This is a genomic window from Burkholderia sp. L27(2015) (assembly GCF_009765705.1).
Lineage (GTDB): Bacteria > Pseudomonadota > Gammaproteobacteria > Burkholderiales > Burkholderiaceae > LMUX01.
Genome location: NZ_LMUX01000017.1, coordinates 110,867 through 128,840, shown reverse-complemented (window position 1 = coordinate 128,840; position 17,974 = coordinate 110,867). Strand labels below are relative to the sequence as shown.

19 protein-coding genes and 1 tRNA gene are annotated in these 17,974 nt (G+C 55.8%); 3 read left to right on the top strand and 17 right to left on the bottom strand.

Annotation, left to right across the window (positions count from 1 at the left end; genetic code table 11):
• Window positions 1–74: 74 nt before the first annotated feature.
• Window positions 75–151: transfer RNA gene (locus GSQ77_RS14145), tRNA-Gln, on the bottom strand.
• Between the two features lie 194 nt (window positions 152–345).
• Here GSQ77_RS14145 and GSQ77_RS14140 point away from each other — a divergent pair.
• The gene (locus GSQ77_RS14140; protein WP_158903266.1) at window positions 346–966 is read left to right on the top strand and encodes a GNAT family N-acetyltransferase; all 621 of its coding nucleotides are present in this window, start codon (window positions 346–348) and stop codon (window positions 964–966) included.
• A 9-nt stretch (window positions 967–975) separates the two neighbouring features.
• Window positions 976–1,209, top strand: coding sequence for an aminoglycoside phosphotransferase family protein (locus GSQ77_RS29800; protein WP_158903909.1), 234 nt, complete (start codon window positions 976–978; stop codon window positions 1,207–1,209).
• Here the strand turns inward: GSQ77_RS29800 and GSQ77_RS14130 are convergent.
• From GSQ77_RS14130 to GSQ77_RS14115, 4 genes are read right to left on the bottom strand one after another with little or no spacing between them, the layout of a single operon-like run.
• Window positions 1,156–1,626 (bottom strand): hypothetical protein, encoded by a 471-nt coding sequence (locus GSQ77_RS14130; RefSeq protein WP_158903264.1) that lies wholly within the window; start codon window positions 1,624–1,626, stop codon window positions 1,156–1,158. The two genes, GSQ77_RS29800 and GSQ77_RS14130, sit on opposite strands and share 54 nt — an antisense overlap.
• Window positions 1,623–2,981, bottom strand: coding sequence for a chorismate-binding protein (locus GSQ77_RS14125; protein WP_158903262.1), 1,359 nt, complete (start codon window positions 2,979–2,981; stop codon window positions 1,623–1,625). Before GSQ77_RS14125 ends, GSQ77_RS14130 begins: the two co-directional genes overlap by 4 nt.
• Window positions 2,978–3,667: a queuosine precursor transporter gene (locus tag GSQ77_RS29960; protein ID WP_367889676.1), complete on the bottom strand. Its 690-nt coding sequence runs from the start codon at window positions 3,665–3,667 to the stop codon at window positions 2,978–2,980. Before GSQ77_RS29960 ends, GSQ77_RS14125 begins: the two co-directional genes overlap by 4 nt.
• 47 nt (window positions 3,668–3,714) lie before the next feature.
• Window positions 3,715–4,239, bottom strand: coding sequence for a helix-turn-helix transcriptional regulator (locus GSQ77_RS14115; RefSeq protein WP_158903258.1), 525 nt, complete (start codon window positions 4,237–4,239; stop codon window positions 3,715–3,717).
• Window positions 4,240–4,823: 584 nt separating this feature from the next.
• Between GSQ77_RS14115 and GSQ77_RS14110 the strand changes: the two genes are divergently transcribed.
• Window positions 4,824–5,159, top strand: coding sequence for a hypothetical protein (locus GSQ77_RS14110; RefSeq protein ID WP_158903256.1), 336 nt, complete (start codon window positions 4,824–4,826; stop codon window positions 5,157–5,159).
• 16 nt (window positions 5,160–5,175) lie between these two features.
• Here GSQ77_RS14110 and GSQ77_RS14105 read toward each other — a convergent pair whose 3' ends face one another.
• The 12 genes from GSQ77_RS14105 to uppS all read right to left on the bottom strand — a co-directional run bounded on the left by GSQ77_RS14105 (window position 5,176) and on the right by uppS (window position 17,945).
• Window positions 5,176–5,955, bottom strand: a complete 780-nt coding sequence (locus tag GSQ77_RS14105; RefSeq protein ID WP_158903254.1) for an RNA methyltransferase — start codon at window positions 5,953–5,955, stop codon at window positions 5,176–5,178.
• A 7-nt stretch (window positions 5,956–5,962) separates the two neighbouring features.
• Window positions 5,963–6,745, bottom strand: a complete 783-nt coding sequence (gene rnhB, locus GSQ77_RS14100) for a ribonuclease HII (RefSeq protein WP_158903908.1) — start codon at window positions 6,743–6,745, stop codon at window positions 5,963–5,965.
• A gap of 68 nt (window positions 6,746–6,813) precedes the next feature.
• Complete coding sequence (lpxB, locus tag GSQ77_RS14095; protein ID WP_158903907.1) at window positions 6,814–7,986, bottom strand: lipid-A-disaccharide synthase; 1,173 nt, start codon at window positions 7,984–7,986, stop codon at window positions 6,814–6,816.
• Between the two features lie 106 nt (window positions 7,987–8,092).
• The gene (gene lpxA, locus GSQ77_RS14090; protein ID WP_158903252.1) at window positions 8,093–8,899 is read right to left on the bottom strand and encodes an acyl-ACP--UDP-N-acetylglucosamine O-acyltransferase; all 807 of its coding nucleotides are present in this window, start codon (window positions 8,897–8,899) and stop codon (window positions 8,093–8,095) included.
• On the bottom strand, window positions 8,896–9,384 hold the full coding sequence (fabZ, locus tag GSQ77_RS14085) for a 3-hydroxyacyl-ACP dehydratase FabZ (RefSeq protein WP_158903250.1): 489 nt from the start codon (window positions 9,382–9,384) through the stop codon (window positions 8,896–8,898). The genes lpxA and fabZ overlap by 4 nt, the downstream gene beginning before the upstream one ends.
• Before the next feature lie 21 nt (window positions 9,385–9,405).
• Window positions 9,406–10,458 carry a UDP-3-O-(3-hydroxymyristoyl)glucosamine N-acyltransferase gene (gene lpxD / locus GSQ77_RS14080; protein WP_158903248.1) on the bottom strand — a complete coding sequence of 351 codons (1,053 nt, stop codon included), beginning with the start codon at window positions 10,456–10,458 and terminating at the stop codon, window positions 9,406–9,408.
• Between the two features lie 120 nt (window positions 10,459–10,578).
• Window positions 10,579–11,103, bottom strand: coding sequence for an OmpH family outer membrane protein (locus tag GSQ77_RS14075; RefSeq protein ID WP_158903246.1), 525 nt, complete (start codon window positions 11,101–11,103; stop codon window positions 10,579–10,581).
• A 104-nt stretch (window positions 11,104–11,207) separates the two neighbouring features.
• Complete coding sequence (gene bamA / locus GSQ77_RS14070) at window positions 11,208–13,511, bottom strand: outer membrane protein assembly factor BamA (RefSeq protein ID WP_174246440.1); 2,304 nt, start codon at window positions 13,509–13,511, stop codon at window positions 11,208–11,210.
• Window positions 13,512–13,604: 93 nt separating this feature from the next.
• Entirely contained in the window at window positions 13,605–15,020 is a 1,416-nt protein-coding gene (gene rseP, locus GSQ77_RS14065; protein WP_158903244.1) for an RIP metalloprotease RseP, read from the bottom strand.
• Entirely contained in the window at window positions 15,017–16,234 is a 1,218-nt protein-coding gene (locus GSQ77_RS14060) for a 1-deoxy-D-xylulose-5-phosphate reductoisomerase (protein WP_158903242.1), read from the bottom strand. Before GSQ77_RS14060 ends, rseP begins: the two co-directional genes overlap by 4 nt.
• 14 nt (window positions 16,235–16,248) lie before the next feature.
• A complete protein-coding gene (locus GSQ77_RS14055) occupies window positions 16,249–17,169 on the bottom strand; it encodes a phosphatidate cytidylyltransferase (protein ID WP_158903240.1) in 921 nt (306 codons plus the stop codon).
• A complete protein-coding gene (gene uppS / locus GSQ77_RS14050; RefSeq protein ID WP_158903238.1) occupies window positions 17,163–17,945 on the bottom strand; it encodes a polyprenyl diphosphate synthase in 783 nt (260 codons plus the stop codon). The genes GSQ77_RS14055 and uppS overlap by 7 nt, the downstream gene beginning before the upstream one ends.
• Between the last annotated feature and the right edge of the window lie 29 nt (window positions 17,946–17,974).

Below are 17,974 nucleotides of genomic sequence, written 5' to 3'. Positions count from 1 at the left end.
ATGCGGTGCCTGACGGCATCTTAAAGTAGGACTACTTCTTAAGCAAAATTCTGGCACCGTAAGACCCTGGGTACTGGTAGGGGAAGAAGGACTCGAACCTTCGAATGTCGGAATCAAAATCCGATGCCTTAACCAACTTGGCGACTCCCCTATCGATGCGGCAGCAAAAATTCTAACACTCTGCCATCTATCGCTGCAATGACCGAAGTCATTAAAGTCGCGAATATTCGCCTCAACTATCGGTGCTTTCCACCACCTTGCCTGAGCGGTGCGCGCTCTTCAATTTGCCCGTTGCGATAAGCTAATAGAAGCGCTGATCGATACCGCATTTCCTGAACATGGGCCGTGCCCGACGCGGCTTTGACGATGGCCATCGGTGCATTGGTCGGGCTTTTGATCGTTCCTGACTGGACGGCCCCGACACCAGACTATGGTGTAGGTCAATCCGACCGTGAGAGGTGCTATTTGGCTGATAAAAAATGTAGCGAGGATGCCGTTCAATTTCGTTTGGCGGCCCCTGACGACATCGAATCACTTGCAGACCTCCGTTGGAGGCTCAGCACGGGTGACCTGCCGACAAACACTTCCTTGGAGCGAAAGGAGTTCATCGCGGCATTTTGTTCTGCGCTGCCTAGCATCGAAGCATGCGACAGCCTCGTACATTTCTTGGCAGAGCGTGAAGGTCAGGCAATCGCGGCCTTATCGATAGTCAAGGTAATGAAGATCCCTCGTCCCGGAAATATCAGGGGCCAATGGGGATATCTCACCAATGTCTACACTTTGCCGGAATTTCGTAACAAGGGAATCGGCGCAGGTTTGCTCGCCGCAGCTCGAAATTGGGCCAAAGCCCAACAACTGGAGTTGCTGCTTGTCTGGCCAAGTGACAGGAGCTATCAATTCTATGAGCGAGCGGGCTTTCGTCGCGAGACGGATCCGCTAACGCTCAAGATCTTCGTGGAAAATTGATGAGACAGCATCAAGAACTGGCCGAGGCAAGTCGAGATCGTCGCAGAAGCGGCCTGTCTTGATCGTCATCGCCTTCTCGCGTGGATCGCATCCTGGGCAGCATTGTCCGCTGCTTGGCATGTAGAAGAGGATGTAGGGAAACCGGATGCTGCGTTGGCTGTCGCAGAGACCGTCCTTAACGAGTTGGGCCTAAGCCTTCACACCGCATTCTGCCGCCAAATACGGCTTTGGATGATTGCCTAATACCAATTCGTCGCTAGACAATGAAAATACACCATACAAAAACCCGGCATAAAAAGATACTTCATCCGATATCATGTTAATAATATTCATATTACTGAAAATTTCTCTGAAAACCACCTTGATCAGACTTTTATCATTCTTAATAAATGTAACGTACCGATCAAAATTGATATTTTTTATACGAAAATCCCCAGCGATTTCCATCTCTTCGAAATTGTATTGACACAGCAATTTTGCATTACCACGCGCAACCTTCCCCGCTACAACACCAACTAGCAATAGTTCCTCCTTTTCCAGTCCCAGAATATCTGAAAATTTCACCACTCTATTAAAATTTATTCTGAAAACGTGACTAGTTCCTATTAATCTAATAGATACCGCTTTGTGCGAAATTTCCTCTATGGTGAGCGTTCTCATAACACTCCCAATATCAACGATGCCTTCGCGCGTAACTCATCACTCTCCAATTGAGGTTTTGAGTATTTTGTGATTGTGCTCCCGACTCTCGTTGTAGCAACCCCTTTGTAAAGAGCGGCGCACCGTATCATAGTTCCGAAGTCAACCTTGTTATTCATTAAAATATATCCGAATGCTCCACCATACCAATTTCTCACCTCATTTTCGGCGATCAATCTGGCAGCAGTAGCTACGGGCGAGCCGACGATCGTAGACGGCCACAGATGATCTTCAATGACGTTGCCGATTGTTTTGTCGGACCGAAGCAGGCCCGTTATATGAGCAGAAGTGTGAAACACATTCGTGAATTTCTCGATCTCTTTCCCGCGAACCAATGTAACCCGATCACAGCTAATTTTTTTTGCCTCCATGTCGCAGCGGATACACTGCGACAATTCATAATCATCCTTCTCCGACTCAAGCAACCTTTTTGTTTTTGAAAAATCTTCTTCGTCTGTTTTTCCGCGGGCGATGGTGCCACAAATTGGGCTGCTCTCGACAAAATTTGATTTGATTCTAATAAACATCGCTGGCGATGAGCCGACCACGTCAAATCCGTAATAAGAGATATAAAAATTATACGGCGCCAAGTTTTGGGACTTTAGTTTTTCGTATATCGTATAAGAATTGATTTTTATTTCTTTTGATATCGGGAAACTTGGATTAAGTGATTTTATTTTTCTAGACGAAATATTGTTTTGAGAAAGATCGTATAACTGCTCGTATACGCCAGACTCGCCTTTCGAAAATTTTTGCAGGTCGAAGGAGCCCTCATGACTTAAAATAATTGGCTCGGAGATTTTCACATCAGCACCGCCATGCCCTTGCATGGAATATTGAAAAACTGGATCTCGATTGACGGACATCACTTCTGGCAAGTAGAAAATTCCGAGTGGCAGATCTGGAATTTCCATGCCCAACTTCATATTTATGAGTTCGTAAGAAAAAAATCCATAAAGACCAAAATCGGCGTCCGCTTCGAAATTTTCTAGCAGATAAGTAATTTGGTCTACATAATCGCTTACGCTGATGTATTTTCTGACTATTAGGCTCTGCGCTGAAACGATTCTTCTGTCGTCTTTCAAATCAATCATTTTTTTCAACGCGTCGATGATTCCAGTACCTTCGCGTGTGCACGGGACCAGCGCTATACGATCTGAGAATAGCAATATTGTTACAGATGCTCTGTAGATGACCCTCTGCCAGCATGAATATTTACTCGTGAAACAGTAGTTGCTTTCAAATGCATATACAGGGGCCATCGGAATCGATAACGACTTTAAATCGACAGTGCGCTCCAAATTGATTTTTTTCATATTTGCATATGCCTGGACGAAAATTTTACCGTTCTGATCGACGATATGGATTCACTCCAATTTTTATGTTCGGTAAACAGCTGGACTGCAATTTTAGATATCCAAGACAAGAGGAGGGTGGCAAATAATTTGAAAACCAAACTGAAGGCGGATATTTTGACTATGGTCAAAAATGGAAACACGCCGTAGAAAGCCAATGTGAAACATATAGCGGTATATATGACCTCACCGACAATCGATGAGGACACGTTTCTCACATAAAATTTCTTGATTGACCATAGACGTTTAAGATATAAAAGAAACACTGAGTTCAAATAGCCACCGACGATAAATCCGACAGAAAACGATATCGAACCTCTAATAATATTCTGACTGACGATTGTATGCGCTAGGTTGATTGCTTCGCATTTGCGGTGATCCGCGTCTCCCTGAAGGAGTGTGCAGTCATTTTGCAAGTGGCTTAATGCAACAAAAATCACGGAAAAACATACTTCCAACACACATATCGCGATCAATATCTGATTCGATTTCTCTCTACCGTAAACCTCCGCGACTGGATTAAGTAGCATCAGAATTATCGGCATCGTGAGTGTTCCGATACTGGCTTGAACTCCGACGAATTCGACTATTTTGTATGACGTGAGATTTGATACAATCGCAGCCAGTAGTATGAAAAACGATGCCATCGCTACGGGATCAAAAATTTGGAATATTTTATTTTTTAGCGAATGACTCATCTTGTGCCCCGAAAAATAATTTCGACGAGACTGCCTAACCTGGAGCCACCTTCGAAGATCAATGATAATTTTTTACCGAAAAAATAGACTGCGTTTTTTTCGCTGAAATCCTTTGTGTTGATGACCAGCAGCGATTGCTTCGGCGCAATTCTTTTCTCAAGTAGACTTTGGTCGACCACTATGCAAGATTCTTTTAAATTGATGTCGAGAGTGGCATATTCGTCCCATATAGATAGATCTGACTCATTGATCAAACTCAGTTGAGTCAAATTTTTTATTACCGGAACGATGTCGAAATTTGTTTTTTTTGTTTTAAATAGCTCTAAACCTAAAGCTTTACCGATGGATGTTGCATTGCTGAATGTCAATTCTCTTTCTCCATATAATCCTTTATGTAATGTCGGCTGTTTAATTCCGGTTATTCTCGCCAACTCGCTTATGGAAATACCATCATCTTTTATTATCGAGAATACGCGGCTTTTGAATTCGTTTAATGAGATAGATGGGTCAATGTCGTTCATTTTTTAAATTATATCCGGCCCTCACGAATTCGCAATCACGCCTCGCTATCTCACTTAAGAATGAGACCAAGAGATAATGAGATAAGACTTTCTCTGTTCCACCGTTTCATTATCGAGATACCTCACTTCGACGATTCCTTGACAACAGAATGTCTTATGCTAAGCTCGCCTCTTATGACAAAAGTCATAAGCACAGCATCTCGAATTTAACCAACAAGGGGAACGACCGTTGAATTGAATTGAGTAAATAGCCGGTTTTATTATTAATAGTCCTAACTACTCGGTCAACCCACCCGTGTTTTCTGACGGATGGATCACTGACTACGGCCTAGACGGGCGCGAGATGAAGATGATGGGTGATTTCCCGCGGCTGGCGACCTTGTTTAGTGTTCAGCTATGGGAGATTGCCGTTCCAGAGCGGCTAGTCATGCGAGCAAGCGGGTTCACGTCGCATGGGCCGCCCCGCTAGATCGGCGATTTGCCGCTCAGCAACTGGACGCCGGGGTGGGCCCGGCGATCAGCGACACCTGCTGGCGTACCGGCTCATGCACGGGCCGAACAGAGAAACCTACATTGGAGCGAATATGCGAACCCTGGAAGAAATTGATGCCTACCTCAACACGCATGTCTCGATCGATCAACTGAGTAAGCTGGAATCTGCGCACATGCTCTACATGCACTTATGCGGAATTGCGGGAAGAAGTATCACCCAGGTAGACCGGCTCGATGCACAGGTGCGCGCCTGCACACAGCTTATCCAGCACACCGCGGAAGGTCGGCCGATATTCAACATCGACAATTGCATCGCGTTTATGGCCAGCGTCACCGGTGCGCCTGCGCAATGCTGCCGGGCGTGGCTGAAGAGAAATTTTCTAAGCGCGATGCTCGACGAACCTGCCAGCTCGCCCGTGCTTCACTGACGCAACAGCGGCGGCGTCAGACGCGCCGCTGACGCACCTGTTCGAACAAGCAGACAGCCGCCGCCGCAGCGACGTTCAGCGATTCCATCCCACCAGGCTGCGGAATCGTGACCCGATGCGTCGCCGCGCTGCGCCACTGTGCGGAAACTCCGGCTCCTTCATTGCCGAACACCCAAGCCAGCGGTCCTTGCAACGGCGTATCGAACACGGCGCGTGCACCGTGCGAATCGGTGATTGCCACCGGCACCGCCAGTTGCGTCAAAATATCAGCCACCTCCACCCCTTCGACGATATCGAGCATGAAGTGCGCACCCATGCCGGCGCGTATGACCTTGGGCGCCCAGGCAAACGCCGTGCCGCTAACGCAGAAAATCGCACGAATATTGGCCGCCGCGGCACTGCGCAAGATCGAGCCGACGTTACCGGCGTCCTGCACGCCATCAAGGATCAAGCAATCGCCAGTAATCGGCGCAGGCCATACCGGTGCCGTCAACGGTGCCAACAGAATCAGCCCCACGCCATTGGCCACCGTAGACAGCGCGTGATAAAGCGCATCCGGCAGCACGGTCACGCGGCTGCTATCGAGCCGCGCCGTGATCGCCTGCACTTCTGCAAGCAGTAACGCGCTTTCACTCACCACACATTGATCGGGTTCAAGGCCGCGCTCAAGAAAGGCCTGCGCCAAATGCACGCCTTCAAGCAATATGACACCGCTTTTGCGCTGTTGCTGAACCGAACCGGTTAGCGCTTTAAGGCGTTTATAAAAGGGATTGTCACGCGAAGTAAGCCGCTTCATCAGATGGTCAAAATAAAGGCGGCTGCGTGTCTTGCGGCGTCGCCAACGAGTCCGCAACATGTGCGCCGCGCTCGGCAGACGCCAACGGAACAGCGAGCGTGAGGTCTACACGCGTCGTTTCAACGACTATTTCCGCGAGCGCGCCCGTCCGGGTTGCCATCCTGGCCCATGCTTCGCGCACCGGCGCAAACGAACGACGATGATGAATACAGGGACCATGCTCATGCAGCGCTGCCAAATGGCGCTGCGTGCCATATCCGGCATGCTGGTCGAAACCGTACACCGGATGCTGCTGATGTAAGTCCACCAGCCACCGGTCGCGCGTGACCTTGGCAAGTATCGATGCCGCCGAGATGGCCGGCACCAGTGCGTCGCCGCCAATGATTGCTTGTGAAGAGATAGACAGTGTCGGACAGCGGTTGCCGTCGATTTGCGCCAGCACTGGCGTGATCGCAAGCCCCTGCACGGCCCGCTGCATTGCCAGCATCGTGGCCTGCAGAATATTCAGCGTATCGATTTCCTCGACGCTCGCCGATGCGACGCAATAAGCGAGCGCATGGGCGCGGATTTCGACAAACAGCGCTTCTCGCTTCTTGGCCGACAACACTTTGGAATCGTCCAAACCCATGATCGGACGTGCCGGATCGAGAATCACAGCGGCGGCCACCACGGGCCCCGCCAGCGGACCTCGCCCCGCTTCGTCGACGCCGCAAACCGGTCCGATCAATGGGTTCAAGTCAAAGCTGCTTTGAAGCTTCGCGGCACTGGAGCGCCCCGAGCCGGGCGCCATGCGCTTGCCCGAGGGAGCGCCCGCTGCTTTACGCGAAGCGTCGTCGCGTGGTGTGCGTACCGTCGTGCTCATTTGCGCTTCTTTCCATCCATGGCCACCGTGGCGATCACTTCGGCCGCCCTTTCGCCTGCTCCATGGCGCAGGGTGTGATGCATCTCGGTAAACACCTGTTCGAGCGTGCTCCGGTTGGCTTCGTCGTTGAGCTGGCGCAGCACCGCATCCGCAAGCGCTTCCGGGGTCGCGAAGTCCTGCAGAATTTCCGGCACGACAAACCGTCCAGCAAGAATATTCGGCAAACCGACATAAGGCAAATAGCCCTGGCGCTTCATGATCTGGCCCGTCAGCCAGGGCACCTTGTAAGAAATCACCATCGGTTTTTTATACAACGCGGCTTCCAGTGTGGAAGTGCCGCTTTTGATCAGGACGGCGTCCGATGCCTCGATCGCCAAGTGCGAGCCGCCATCCGTCATCGTCAGCGACAACTGCGGATTAGCTGCTGCCAGCGTGTTTAGCACTTCATGAAGCGCGGGCGTCGCCGCCGGCACCACGAACTGCACGGCGGGCTCGCGCTGCTGCATCAAGGCCATTGCCGCGAAAAACACCGGCCCGATGCGCTCGATTTCGGAGCGTCGGCTGCCAGGCAATACGGCCACGACCGGTCCCCCCGGCGCCATGCCCAGTTTAGCGCGTGCACCCAGCGTGTCGGGTTGCAAGGGGATGGTATCGGCCAGCGGATGGCCCACATACGTCGCCGCGATCCCGGCTTTTTCATAGATAGCAGCTTCGAACGGGAACACGCACAGCATGTGGTCGACTGCCCGCGCGATACGCTTGATCCGCCCACCGCGCCAAGCCCAGATCGACGGGCTCACGAAATGCACGGTCGGCACCCCCGAGCGCCTCAGCTTCTCTTCCAGGGCGAAATTGAAATCGGGTGCATCGACACCGACGAATACGTTGGGCGGATCGACCATCAATTGGTGAGCGATGCCTCGGCGTATCTTGAGGATATCGGGAATATGCTTGAGCACCTCCAGATAACCGTTGACCGTGAGCGTACTCATTTCGAAATGGGTATCGAAACCGGCCTCCAACATGCGCGGACCGCCGATCCCGTAAAACTGCGTGCCGCTCGGCAGATCGGCATGCAGCCGCTGCAGTACCGAGGAGGCCAGCAGATCGCCGGAGGGCTCGCCTGCCACCATCGCAATACGCAATGGCAATAGTGGCTGTAGCGGCAGCCCGCCATCGGACTGGAGCGACGGCAGCGTCTGGCCGGGCGTCGTGGACCCCAGGGTCGATGACGAACTCATGCGCTCAACTGCCGCGTCGCACCGATGCGTGACATCAGCGTATGATGCCGCGCTTGGCGGTGTCGATGAAATTGACTAAGGCGCTCACATGCTCGTCGCCATCGCCGCCCTGCTGTGCCAATGCGCGCAGTTGAACCTTGGCGTCATCGAGCGACAGTCCCGACTTGTAAAGATGCCGGTACGCAGCCCGCAGTACCGCAATCGCGTCGGCGGAGAACCCGCGGCGACGCAAACCTTCGACGTTCACGCCATGAGGTTCGGCTTTGTCGCCCGCGGCGATAACGAACGGCGGCAGATCCTGAACCAGCGCGGAAGCCCCGCCTAGCATCGAGTGCGCACCAATGCGCACAAACTGATGAACACCGCACATACCGCCGAGGATCGCCCAGTCGCCCACACTCACGTGGCCGGCAATCTGCGCGTTGCTGGAAAATATCGTGTGGTTGCCGATGTGGCAATCGTGCGCAATATGCACGTAGGCCATGATCCAGTTGTCGTCGCCGATGTGTGTCACACCGGTGTCTTGCGCAGTGCCGACGTGGATCGTCGTGAATTCCCGGATCGTATTTCGATTGCCTATTTCAAGACGAGTCGGCTCGCCCTGATACTTCATATCCTGCGGATCGCCGCCGATGGAAGCGAAGTGGCCAATGCGGTTGTCTTCGCCCAGCGTCGTATGCCCCTCCACTACCGAATGCGAACCGACCTTGGTTCCCGGGCCCATCCGTACGTGCTCGCCAATCACGGCGTAGGGTCCGATTTCAACGCTGGAGTCGAGTTCCGCGCCTGGGGCAATCAATGCGGTCGGATGGATTTTCGCTTGAGTCGTTATGCCGTTCATACGCGCTGCTCGCTATCTTTGTCGCCTTCCTTATCGAAATGCTTGACGGTGCACATCAAAGTCGCCTCGCAAGCAACCACGTCGTCGACCGTTGCCTTGGCACTGAACTTCCAGATGCCGCGCATATAGCGCTCGAAACTGACGTTCAGGATCAATTGATCGCCCGGTTCCACGGGTCGCTTGAATCGCGCGCCGTCGATACCGACGAAGTAATACAGCGTCGTCGCCGCGTCGTGCGGCGCCTCGGAAAAGGTCAATAATGCTGCGGTCTGAGCCAGGGCTTCGAGAATCAGCACACCCGGCATGACCGGCCGGCTCGGGAAGTGCCCAACGAAATACGGCTCGTTGATCGTGACATTTTTCAGCGCCTTGATGCTTTCGTGCGGTACCAGCTCGAGCACGCGATCAACCAACAGGATCGGATAGCGATGCGGCAGCAGCTGCAGGATCTTGTGGATGTCGAAGTTGAGTTTTTCTGTATTCATAAAGTTGTCAGGGTCTCAGGCCTAGGCCTTTGAATTAAGCGCAGTCTCGAGCTGCTTGAGCCGATCACGCATCTTGTCCAGATTGCGCATCAGTGCCGCGTTGCGATTCCAGTCCACACTGGGAATCGCTGGGAAAGTGCTGGAATAAACACCGGGTTGAGTCAGCGATTTGGTCACCGAAGACTTACCCGCCACCGTAATGCCGTCGGCCAGTGTCAGGTGACCGCCAATGCCCACTCCGCCACCTATCACGCAGTGCCGTCCGATCGTCGTGCTACCTGCAATGCCGGTACAGCCGGCGATAACCGTGTACGCGCCGATCCGGCAGTTGTGGGCGATCTGCACCTGGTTGTCGATCTTGACGCCCTGCTCGACCACGGTATCGGCCATCGCGCCGCGATCGATCGTGGTATTAGCACCGATCTCGACGTCCGACCCGATGCGCACGCGCCCGACCTGTGGAATCTTGACCCACTCGCCGCCATCGCGGTTGAAATCGGGCGCAAAACCGAAGCCGTCGGCACCGATCACCGCACCCGAATGGATGATGACGCGCTCACCCACTTCGCAGCCGTGGTAGATCGTCACGTTCGGATAAAGCCGGACGTCCTTACCCAGACGAACGCCGTGCCCGATATAGACATTCGCCGCCAGCCTCACTCCTTCGGCTATCACTGCACCGGCTTCGATCACGACATGCGGACCGACACTGGCGTTGGCCGCAACTTGCGCGCTCGGATCGATCACCGCGCTCGGATGAATACCCGCCACCGGTGCCGGCTCCGCCAGCGCGACAAAAAGCTGAGCCACGCGCGCAAAATAGGCGTACGGGTTCGGCGTAATCAAAAACGAACGCCCGACGCGATTCGAAATTTTTTCGAATTCGGCTGGCGCGATCAATACCGCAGCTGCGCCTGTCGTTTCGACTTGCGAGAGATACTTCGGATTAGCGAGAAAGGAGAGTTGCTGTGCAGCGGCCTGATCGAGCGGCGCGAGCCCGGTCACCTGGCAATCCGGGTTCCCGATCACAGTGCCCCCGAACCGGCTGACTAACTCATCGAGCGTGAATGCCATGCGTTCAGTTTTCCTTCAGCGATGCGACTGCGTCGGACACCCTTTTGAACTATCGATCATCGGCGTGTTTTTTAGCGACGGCAGCGCCCGGCTATGTCGATCGTGTTATCAGTTACCTGCTCAGTTGCCCGCTGTAGCGGGGTTCGCGAGCGCCTTCAGCACTTGGTCCGTGATATCGATGCGCGGGCTGACGTACACTGCTTCCTGTACGATCAGGTCGTAGTGGTTTTGCTCGGCAACTTGCTTGATGACCTTGTTGGCACGTTCCAGCACGGCCGCGAGTTCCTCGTTGCGGCGTTCGTTCAAATCGTCCCTAAACTGACGCTGCTTGCGCTGGAAATCGGCATCGAGCTGCGCCAATTGCTGTTGTCGCTGCGTACGGTCGCTGGCCGATAAGGTCGCGCCGCTTTTGTCCAGTGCGTCGGACATGGTCTTCAACCGCGCAGCCATATCCTGAAGATCATGGTCGCGCGCCGAAAACTCCTGCTCGAGCTTGGCTTGAGCGGCTTTGGCCGGCAACGATTCACGCAGGATGCGATCGGAATTGACCGCCGCGACGCGGGCTTCCTGCGCTTGCGCCGCGGTAGCACCGAAAGCGCTGAAAGCGAGCAGGCCTGCGAGGCACCACCCAACGGGTTGTTTCATGATACTAGTTCGCAAAATCACCCTCTCTTGCGTAATGAGGCTAGTGAATCGAGCTGTTTATGCGGGGCTACAGCACGTAGCCCCCCTGACTCTCGACGTAGCCGTTAAAACGCGGTTCCGATCTGGAACTGGAATTTCTGATACTGGTCCCCGTCGTGCTTCACAAGCGGGAAGCCCAAGCTGATCTTAAGCGGCCCGACCGGCGAAATCCACGCCAGACCGACACCATAACCGTAGCGCAGTCCATTGGCGCCGACGCTGCCGCCGGTGTCGCCCCAGACGTTACCGCCGTCGAGGAAGGTGAAGACCCGCAACGTGCGGTCATACCCGGTTCCCGGCAACGGGAAGGTCAGCTCGATATTGCCGACCAGCAATTTGTCGCCACCGATCGGGTCACCCGTCGTCGGGTCGCGCGGCCCCAGCGAACTAGGCTGGTAGCCCCGCACAGAACCGATACCGCCCGCGAAGTAGTTCTTGAAAATCGGGAACGGCTTGCCGCCGATACCCTGACCATAGCCTGCCTGTCCGTTCAAGCCCAACACGAAACCGCGTGCAAACGAATAATAATACTGCGTCTGCAAGTCGACCTTGTAGTATTGGGTATCGCCCAGCGGCGTGCCCAGTTCGCCATTGGCCTGTGTATAGTAGCCGCGGCTCGGGACCAGTGCGCTGTCTCGACTGTCTCGCGACCAGCCTATGGTGACCGGGACGTTGTTGACCGACGTACCGAACTGCTGGATATAGTTCAAGTAGGTCTGCGGGGTTGCCGCGTCAGGCTGGAAGCGGTCGTTTTCGAAACCGATCCCGAAGAACACTGTATCGAGTTCGGAAAACGGCACGCCGAACTTCAAATCCGCGCCGGCACTGATGATCTGGAAGCTGCTCGATGTGCTATACAACAGCGGCTGGTACGTCCGATAAAACACGTCGGTAATACGCTTGATGCCGTCCACCGTAAAGTACGGGTCGACCTGCGTCACCGTGACGGTACGGTACGACTTTGCCGTATTGGCGTTCACCGACAGGCTGGTGCCCGAACCGAACACGTTGTCCTGCGAAATCCCGGCCGACAGCACCACCTTGTCGGTCGACGAAAAGCCCGCACCGAGTGTCACTGCGCCGGTCGGCTTTTCCGTCACCTTCACATTGACGTCGACCTCGTCCTGCGACCCTTCGACAGGCGCTGTAGTCACCTTCACGTCGGTGAAATACCCGAGGCGGTTAAGCCGGTCTTCCGACAGTTTCAGGCGCGAGCTGTCGAACCACGAGCTCTCGAACTGGCGCATTTCGCGGCGCATGACTTCGTCGCGCGTGCGCGTGTTGCCCGTGATGTTGATGCGTCGCACATAGACGCGACGGCCTGGATCGACCTGCATCGTGAGTGCGACCGTGTGATGCGCTTGGTCGATCTGTGGCTGCGCGTTGACCGAGGCAAAGGCGTAACCGTATTGCCCCAGTTTATCGACCACCGCTTTGGTCGACGCTTGCAGCTTCTCGGCCGAGAAGGTATCGCCCGCTTTGAGCGTGAGCAATTTCTGCAATTCCGCCTGCTTGTCGAGCAGATTGCCGGCCAGCACGATCGAGGAAATCTTGTACGGCTCGCCTTCATGCAGCGTCACCGTCAGATACATACTTTGCTTGTCGGGCGCGACCTGGACCTGGGTCGACTCGATGGAGAACTCAAGATAGCCGCGATTCAGGTAGTAATTGCGGATATTTTCGAGGTCGCCCGCCAGCTTGTCCTTGGCGTACAAGTCGTTCTTCGTGTACCAGGAAAACCAGTTCGGCGTCGACAACTGCATCTCGTCGTTCAGCGTGCTGGCTTTGAAGGTCTTGTTGCCGATAAAGGCAACCTGCTCGATCTTGGCCTTGGGGCCTTCGATCACCGAAAACAGCACGTTGACGCGATTCGCATCGACCGGCGTGATCGTGGTCGTGACTTCGGCGGCATAGAAGCCATGCGACAGATATTGCCGCTTGAGCTCCTGCTCGGCCTTGTCGACCAGACTCTTGTCGTAATATTGACCCGGCGACAGACCAACCGCTTTCATGGCCTTGGTCAAGGTTTCCTTGTCGAATTCCTTGTCGCCCGAAAAGTCGACGCCCGAAATCGCCGGGCGCTCCTGCACCCTGACGATCACGACGTTACCTTCGGTCGCAATCCTCACATCGTTGAAGAAACCTGTGGCAAAAAGCGCGCGGATCGCTTCAGAGCCCTTATCGTCGGTGAAGGTGTCGCCTTTCTTGATCGGCAGATAGGCAAACACCGTACCGGCTTCGACGCGTTGCAGGCCTTCGATGCGTACGTCCTGTACGACGAAGGGTGCTGCAGCATGGGCCATCATGCTATATGCGGCAACTACCGCAACCGCGACCGTCTTTGGAACAAAGCGATGTGGTTTGAACAACTTGCTTCCCCAGGGTTTAGCTTTATTTGGGCTGTCACGTCAGAGTGGAAGCGACTCGCGCTCCACTGCTACACTGTTTGCCGGGTTTTATTGCTAGAAATGAATCAACCGCGTCAGGTCGTTAAAGAGCGCGATTATCGACAATGCGAGAATGCACACTATTCCGGCCCGCTGTAAAACACTCTGTACACGAACCGACACGGCTTTACCCGTGATGGCTTCAGCCGAATAATATAACAGATGACCACCGTCCAAAACGGGAATCGGCATAAGGTTGAGTACTCCCAGACTAATACTCACCAATGCGAGGAAGGAAATGAAGGAGGACAGGCCCAGCCGAGCACTGCGACCGGCATAGTCGGCGATCGTGACGGGACCGCTCAGATTCTTCAACGAGGCTTCGCCCGTAAGCATTCGCCCGAAGATCCTGACCGAAAATTTGGAAATGTCCCAGGTCTTCTCGACGCCCATACGCAGCGCTTGCAGAGGTCCGTAATGCACCGTAACCGAGCGCAGTTGGCCGGACATCTCCGCGCCGATTCTTCCGACCGTTTTACCGGACGTACTATCCACTACGGTCGCAGGCGTTACCTCGAACGTAAGGCGCTGCTTATTGCCCTCGATATTGCGCTCGACCTGCAAGGACAAGGGTTGGGAACCGTGTGCTTGAACTGCCCGCACGAACGCGCTGACGTCCTTGACCGGCACACCGTCGATCGCGATCACCCGATCCTGCGCGGCCAGTCCGGCTCGCTGCGCGGGGCTACCCGCTTCCACTGCGGCGATGGTTGGCTCCATGCCGCCGGGAGAAAACCCCAGGATGTCCACCACATCATGATCGGGATCCGTTTCGACACCAACCGGCATCTGGCTGAAATCGAGCGGATAGTCGTGCGAGTCCTGCACGTGGCCGGCCGTCTCATCGGCTCCCGATTTAGTCTGTAAGACAGCGGTGCTGCGGTCCATGGCAGCGTCCAACAACTTCCAGTGCAGATCGGCCCACGATACCACCGGCTGGGTTTGCGCCGTGGCATTGCTACGAAAGCCGGTCACCAACTCGCCGCCGGTCAATCCGGCGCGCGCGGCCAACGTACCGGCGGGCGGCGTCGCCAACTGCGCAACGGGTTCGCTTACACCGCCAACGAAGGTCGCGGCGAACAATACGATCGCGAGCAGAAAATTGGCGACCGGGCCGGCCGCCACGATCGCAATGCGCTTGCCCACGCTTTGCCGATTGAAGGCATAAGGCAAATCGGCGGCAACCACCGGCGACTCGGTTTCGCGCTCATCGAGCATCTTCACGAAGCCACCGAGCGGTAGCGCCGACAACGTCCACTCGGTGCCTGTCTTCGGGCTTTTCCAGACTAGCAAAGGCTTGCCGAAACCGACCGAGAATTTCAGTATCTTGACCCCGCACCAACGCGCCACGGTGTAATGGCCCAATTCGTGGACCACCACCAAAATGCCAATAGCAACGGCGAACGCTGCGAGCGCGGTCAGGAAATTCATGGATGCGCTGTTGCGGCCGACAGTCGTTCGATTTCGACTTGCGCCAAGCGGCGCGCCTGCGCGTCGACAGCCAGGACATCGTCCAGGCTATCGGCACTGCCCGGAGCGATTTTTTCCAGCACCTCGGCAACCACTTCGGCAATGCGCATGAAACCGATGCGGCGCTCAAGAAAGGCCGCAACGGCCATTTCGTTGGCCGCGTTCAGCGTTGCACTTGCGGTTCCGCCTTGCTTGAGCGCCGCAAAGGCATGCGTGAGGCACGGGAAACGTTGTTCATCGGGGTGTTCGAACGTCAGGGTCGCGATCGCAGCCAGATCGAGTTGCGCAACCCCCGAATCGATACGATTCGGATAAGCCAGTGCGTGGGCGATCGGCGTGCGCATATCCGGATTGCCCAGCTGTGCGAGCACCGATCCGTCCGCATACGAAACCATCGAGTGAATCACGCTTTGCGGATGAATCAGCACGTCGATGCGCTCCGGCGATAAGCCGAATAACCAGTGCGCCTCGATGACCTCAAGCCCCTTATTCATCATGGTGGCCGAATCGACCGAAATCTTGCGGCCCATCACCCAATTGGGGTGGGCACAGGCTTCGTCCGGCGTCACGGCGGCCAGCGTGGCGGGCTCGCGAGTCCGAAACGGACCGCCCGACGCGGTGAGGATGATGCGCGTGACACCGCCGTGCTTCTCGCCGGCACCGTTCACCGCTGGCAGGCACTGGAAGATCGCATTGTGTTCGCTGTCCACCGGCAACAAGGTTGCTCCGTGGTCATGTACGGCGTCCATGAACAGCGCGCCCGACATCACGAGCGCTTCCTTATTGGCCAGCAGGATGCGTTTGCCCGCGCGTGCAGCAGCCAGCGTGGGCTTCAGACCTGCCGCACCGACGATGGCGGCGACCACGGTATCGCATTCGGACGCGGCGGCCACGGCCATCAGCGCCTCTTCTCCATACGTCACTTCGGTGGCGCTACCGGCCGCGCGCAAAGCGGTTTGCACTTGCTGGGCAATGTGCGCATCGCCCACTACCGCGCATTCCGGTTTGAATCGCAGGCACTGCTCGATGAGCTTCGCGGCGTTGCGGTGAGCCGTAAGGGCAAAGATCGAGAAGCGCTCCGGATGTCGGGCTACGACGTCCAGGGTGCTGTCTCCGATCGAGCCGGTCGACCCGAGCAAAGTCAGCCGTTCTATTTTGTGTGTTTGAATAGTCATGAATTACCTGAGTACTAGCCGGCGCTAGGCCCGATTAGTAGCATTGCCAGCGGCAACACCGGCAACAACGCATCGATCCGGTCGAGTACGCCGCCATGACCGGGCAGCAAACCGCTGGAATCCTTTACGCCCGCCTGCCGCTTTAACAAAGATTCGAATAGATCGCCGACAACGCTGAAGACGACCAGCAACGTGATACCTATCAACGCACGCAGCATGCCCGCTGTACTAGCGTAGACCGAAAACAGCGTCGGCGCGAATGTCCCTGTGGTTGTTCCCGCCGACATGCCTACCGAGGCACCTACGGACGTACCTACCAACCCACCTGCGGATGCGCCCGCCGACACACCAGCGGCACCGGCGACCATCGCCGCCAGCGCCAGCACCATCACCAGCAACCAGCCGCCGATGGCGCCTTCCCAGGTTTTACCCGGGCTGATCGCTATCGCCAGTTTGTGACGGCCGAACGCCTTGCCGGCGAAATATGCGCCGATATCGGCACACCAGACCACCAACATCAAGGACAGGACAAACGCGACACCTTCGACGCGCGCGGCTCTCAACGCGTACCAGCAAGCGATCAGCAACACCACGCCGGCCACCAGCAGAAAAGCGCGCCAGGCGCCGCGCACCAGCGTCGGCTTGCGCAACAACATATACGGCGCGCCCACTATCCAGAATATCGCCGCGGCCTTGTAGAAGCCGGTGGTGCTGGTATAAAACAGCCGTGTGCTCAACAACAAGGCCATCGCCGTGACGGCCGCGTAAAGCACGGTGCCGCGTGAGCTCAGTCCAAGCAGTCGAGCCCATTCCCAGGCCGCGAACGTAATCACGAGGCCGATCAGCGCGGCGAACACCCCGACCGGCGCAAATAGCGTCACGGGCAGGAAAACCGCGAGCAGGACCAATGCCGTCAAAACACGGGTTCTTAGCATGACAAGGAGTCAGCACCCTGCGCCTGAGCAGCAAGCTGCTCGCTGGTTCGTCCGAACCGACGCTCGCGCTGCTGGAACCAGCCGATCGCCTGTTCCAACATCGCATCGTCGAAATCCGGCCAGTATTGATCGGTAAAGTACAACTCGGTGTAGGCCAATTGCCAAAGCAGAAAATTGCTCACGCGTTGTTCGCCGCCGGTACGAATAAACAGATCGGGTTCGGGCGCATAAGCCATCGCCAGATGCTCGGCGAACTGCGTCTCGTCGAGCGGACCGGTAATGCCAGTAGCGGCCGCTTGGGCCATCAGTTTGCGCGTGGCCTGCAGCATGTCCCAGCGGCCGCCGTAGTTGGCCGCGATGGTCAGCGTGAGTCGATCGTTTTGCGCCGTCTTGAGTTCAGCCCGCCGGACCAGATCCTGGATCCGGTCGTTGAACATCGACAGGTCGCCGACCACCCGCAAGCGTATGCCATTGGCATGCATGCGCGCCACTTCGCGCTCCAGCGCAGACACGAACAATCTGAGCAAGAACGACACTTCGTCGGTCGGGCGACGCCAGTTTTCCGAGCTGAAGGCAAACAGCGTCAGGTATTCGACACCGCGTCGGGCGCAGGCTTCGACGATACCGCGCACCGCATCCACGCCTTTCGTATGGCCAGCCGCACGCGGCAGCCGGCGCTGGGTCGCCCAGCGGCCATTGCCATCCATGATGATCGCAATGTGCCGCGGCACCTCTGCCGTCTCGGGTACGCCGATGGAAGAACTCATATGGGCCATATTCGCCAGAACGCTCCGGTCGTCGAGAA

Bases quoted from the DNA above. Each gene is read 5' to 3' on its own strand.
- rseP (WP_158903244.1), bottom strand. From the start codon at position 15,020: ATGAATTTCCTGACCGCGCTCGCAGCGTTCGCCGTTGCTATTGGCATT.
- rnhB (WP_158903908.1), bottom strand. From the start codon at position 6,745: ATGGCGCCCGGCTCGGGGCGCTCCAGTGCCGCGAAGCTTCAAAGCAGC.
- lpxD (WP_158903248.1), bottom strand. From the start codon at position 10,458: ATGGCATTCACGCTCGATGAGTTAGTCAGCCGGTTCGGGGGCACTGTG.
- GSQ77_RS14110 (WP_158903256.1), top strand. From the start codon at position 4,824: ATGCGAACCCTGGAAGAAATTGATGCCTACCTCAACACGCATGTCTCG.
- fabZ (WP_158903250.1), bottom strand. From the start codon at position 9,384: ATGAATACAGAAAAACTCAACTTCGACATCCACAAGATCCTGCAGCTG.
- GSQ77_RS14105 (WP_158903254.1), bottom strand. From the start codon at position 5,955: ATGAAGCGGCTTACTTCGCGTGACAATCCCTTTTATAAACGCCTTAAA.
- lpxA (WP_158903252.1), bottom strand. From the start codon at position 8,899: ATGAACGGCATAACGACTCAAGCGAAAATCCATCCGACCGCATTGATT.
- GSQ77_RS14060 (WP_158903242.1), bottom strand. From the start codon at position 16,234: ATGACTATTCAAACACACAAAATAGAACGGCTGACTTTGCTCGGGTCG.
- uppS (WP_158903238.1), bottom strand. From the start codon at position 17,945: ATGGCCCATATGAGTTCTTCCATCGGCGTACCCGAGACGGCAGAGGTG.
- GSQ77_RS14055 (WP_158903240.1), bottom strand. From the start codon at position 17,169: ATGCTAAGAACCCGTGTTTTGACGGCATTGGTCCTGCTCGCGGTTTTC.
- GSQ77_RS14075 (WP_158903246.1), bottom strand. From the start codon at position 11,103: ATGAAACAACCCGTTGGGTGGTGCCTCGCAGGCCTGCTCGCTTTCAGC.
- GSQ77_RS29960 (WP_367889676.1), bottom strand. From the start codon at position 3,667: ATGGCATCGTTTTTCATACTACTGGCTGCGATTGTATCAAATCTCACG.
- GSQ77_RS14115 (WP_158903258.1), bottom strand. From the start codon at position 4,239: ATGAACGACATTGACCCATCTATCTCATTAAACGAATTCAAAAGCCGC.
- GSQ77_RS14125 (WP_158903262.1), bottom strand. From the start codon at position 2,981: ATGAAAAAAATCAATTTGGAGCGCACTGTCGATTTAAAGTCGTTATCG.
- GSQ77_RS14130 (WP_158903264.1), bottom strand. From the start codon at position 1,626: ATGAGAACGCTCACCATAGAGGAAATTTCGCACAAAGCGGTATCTATT.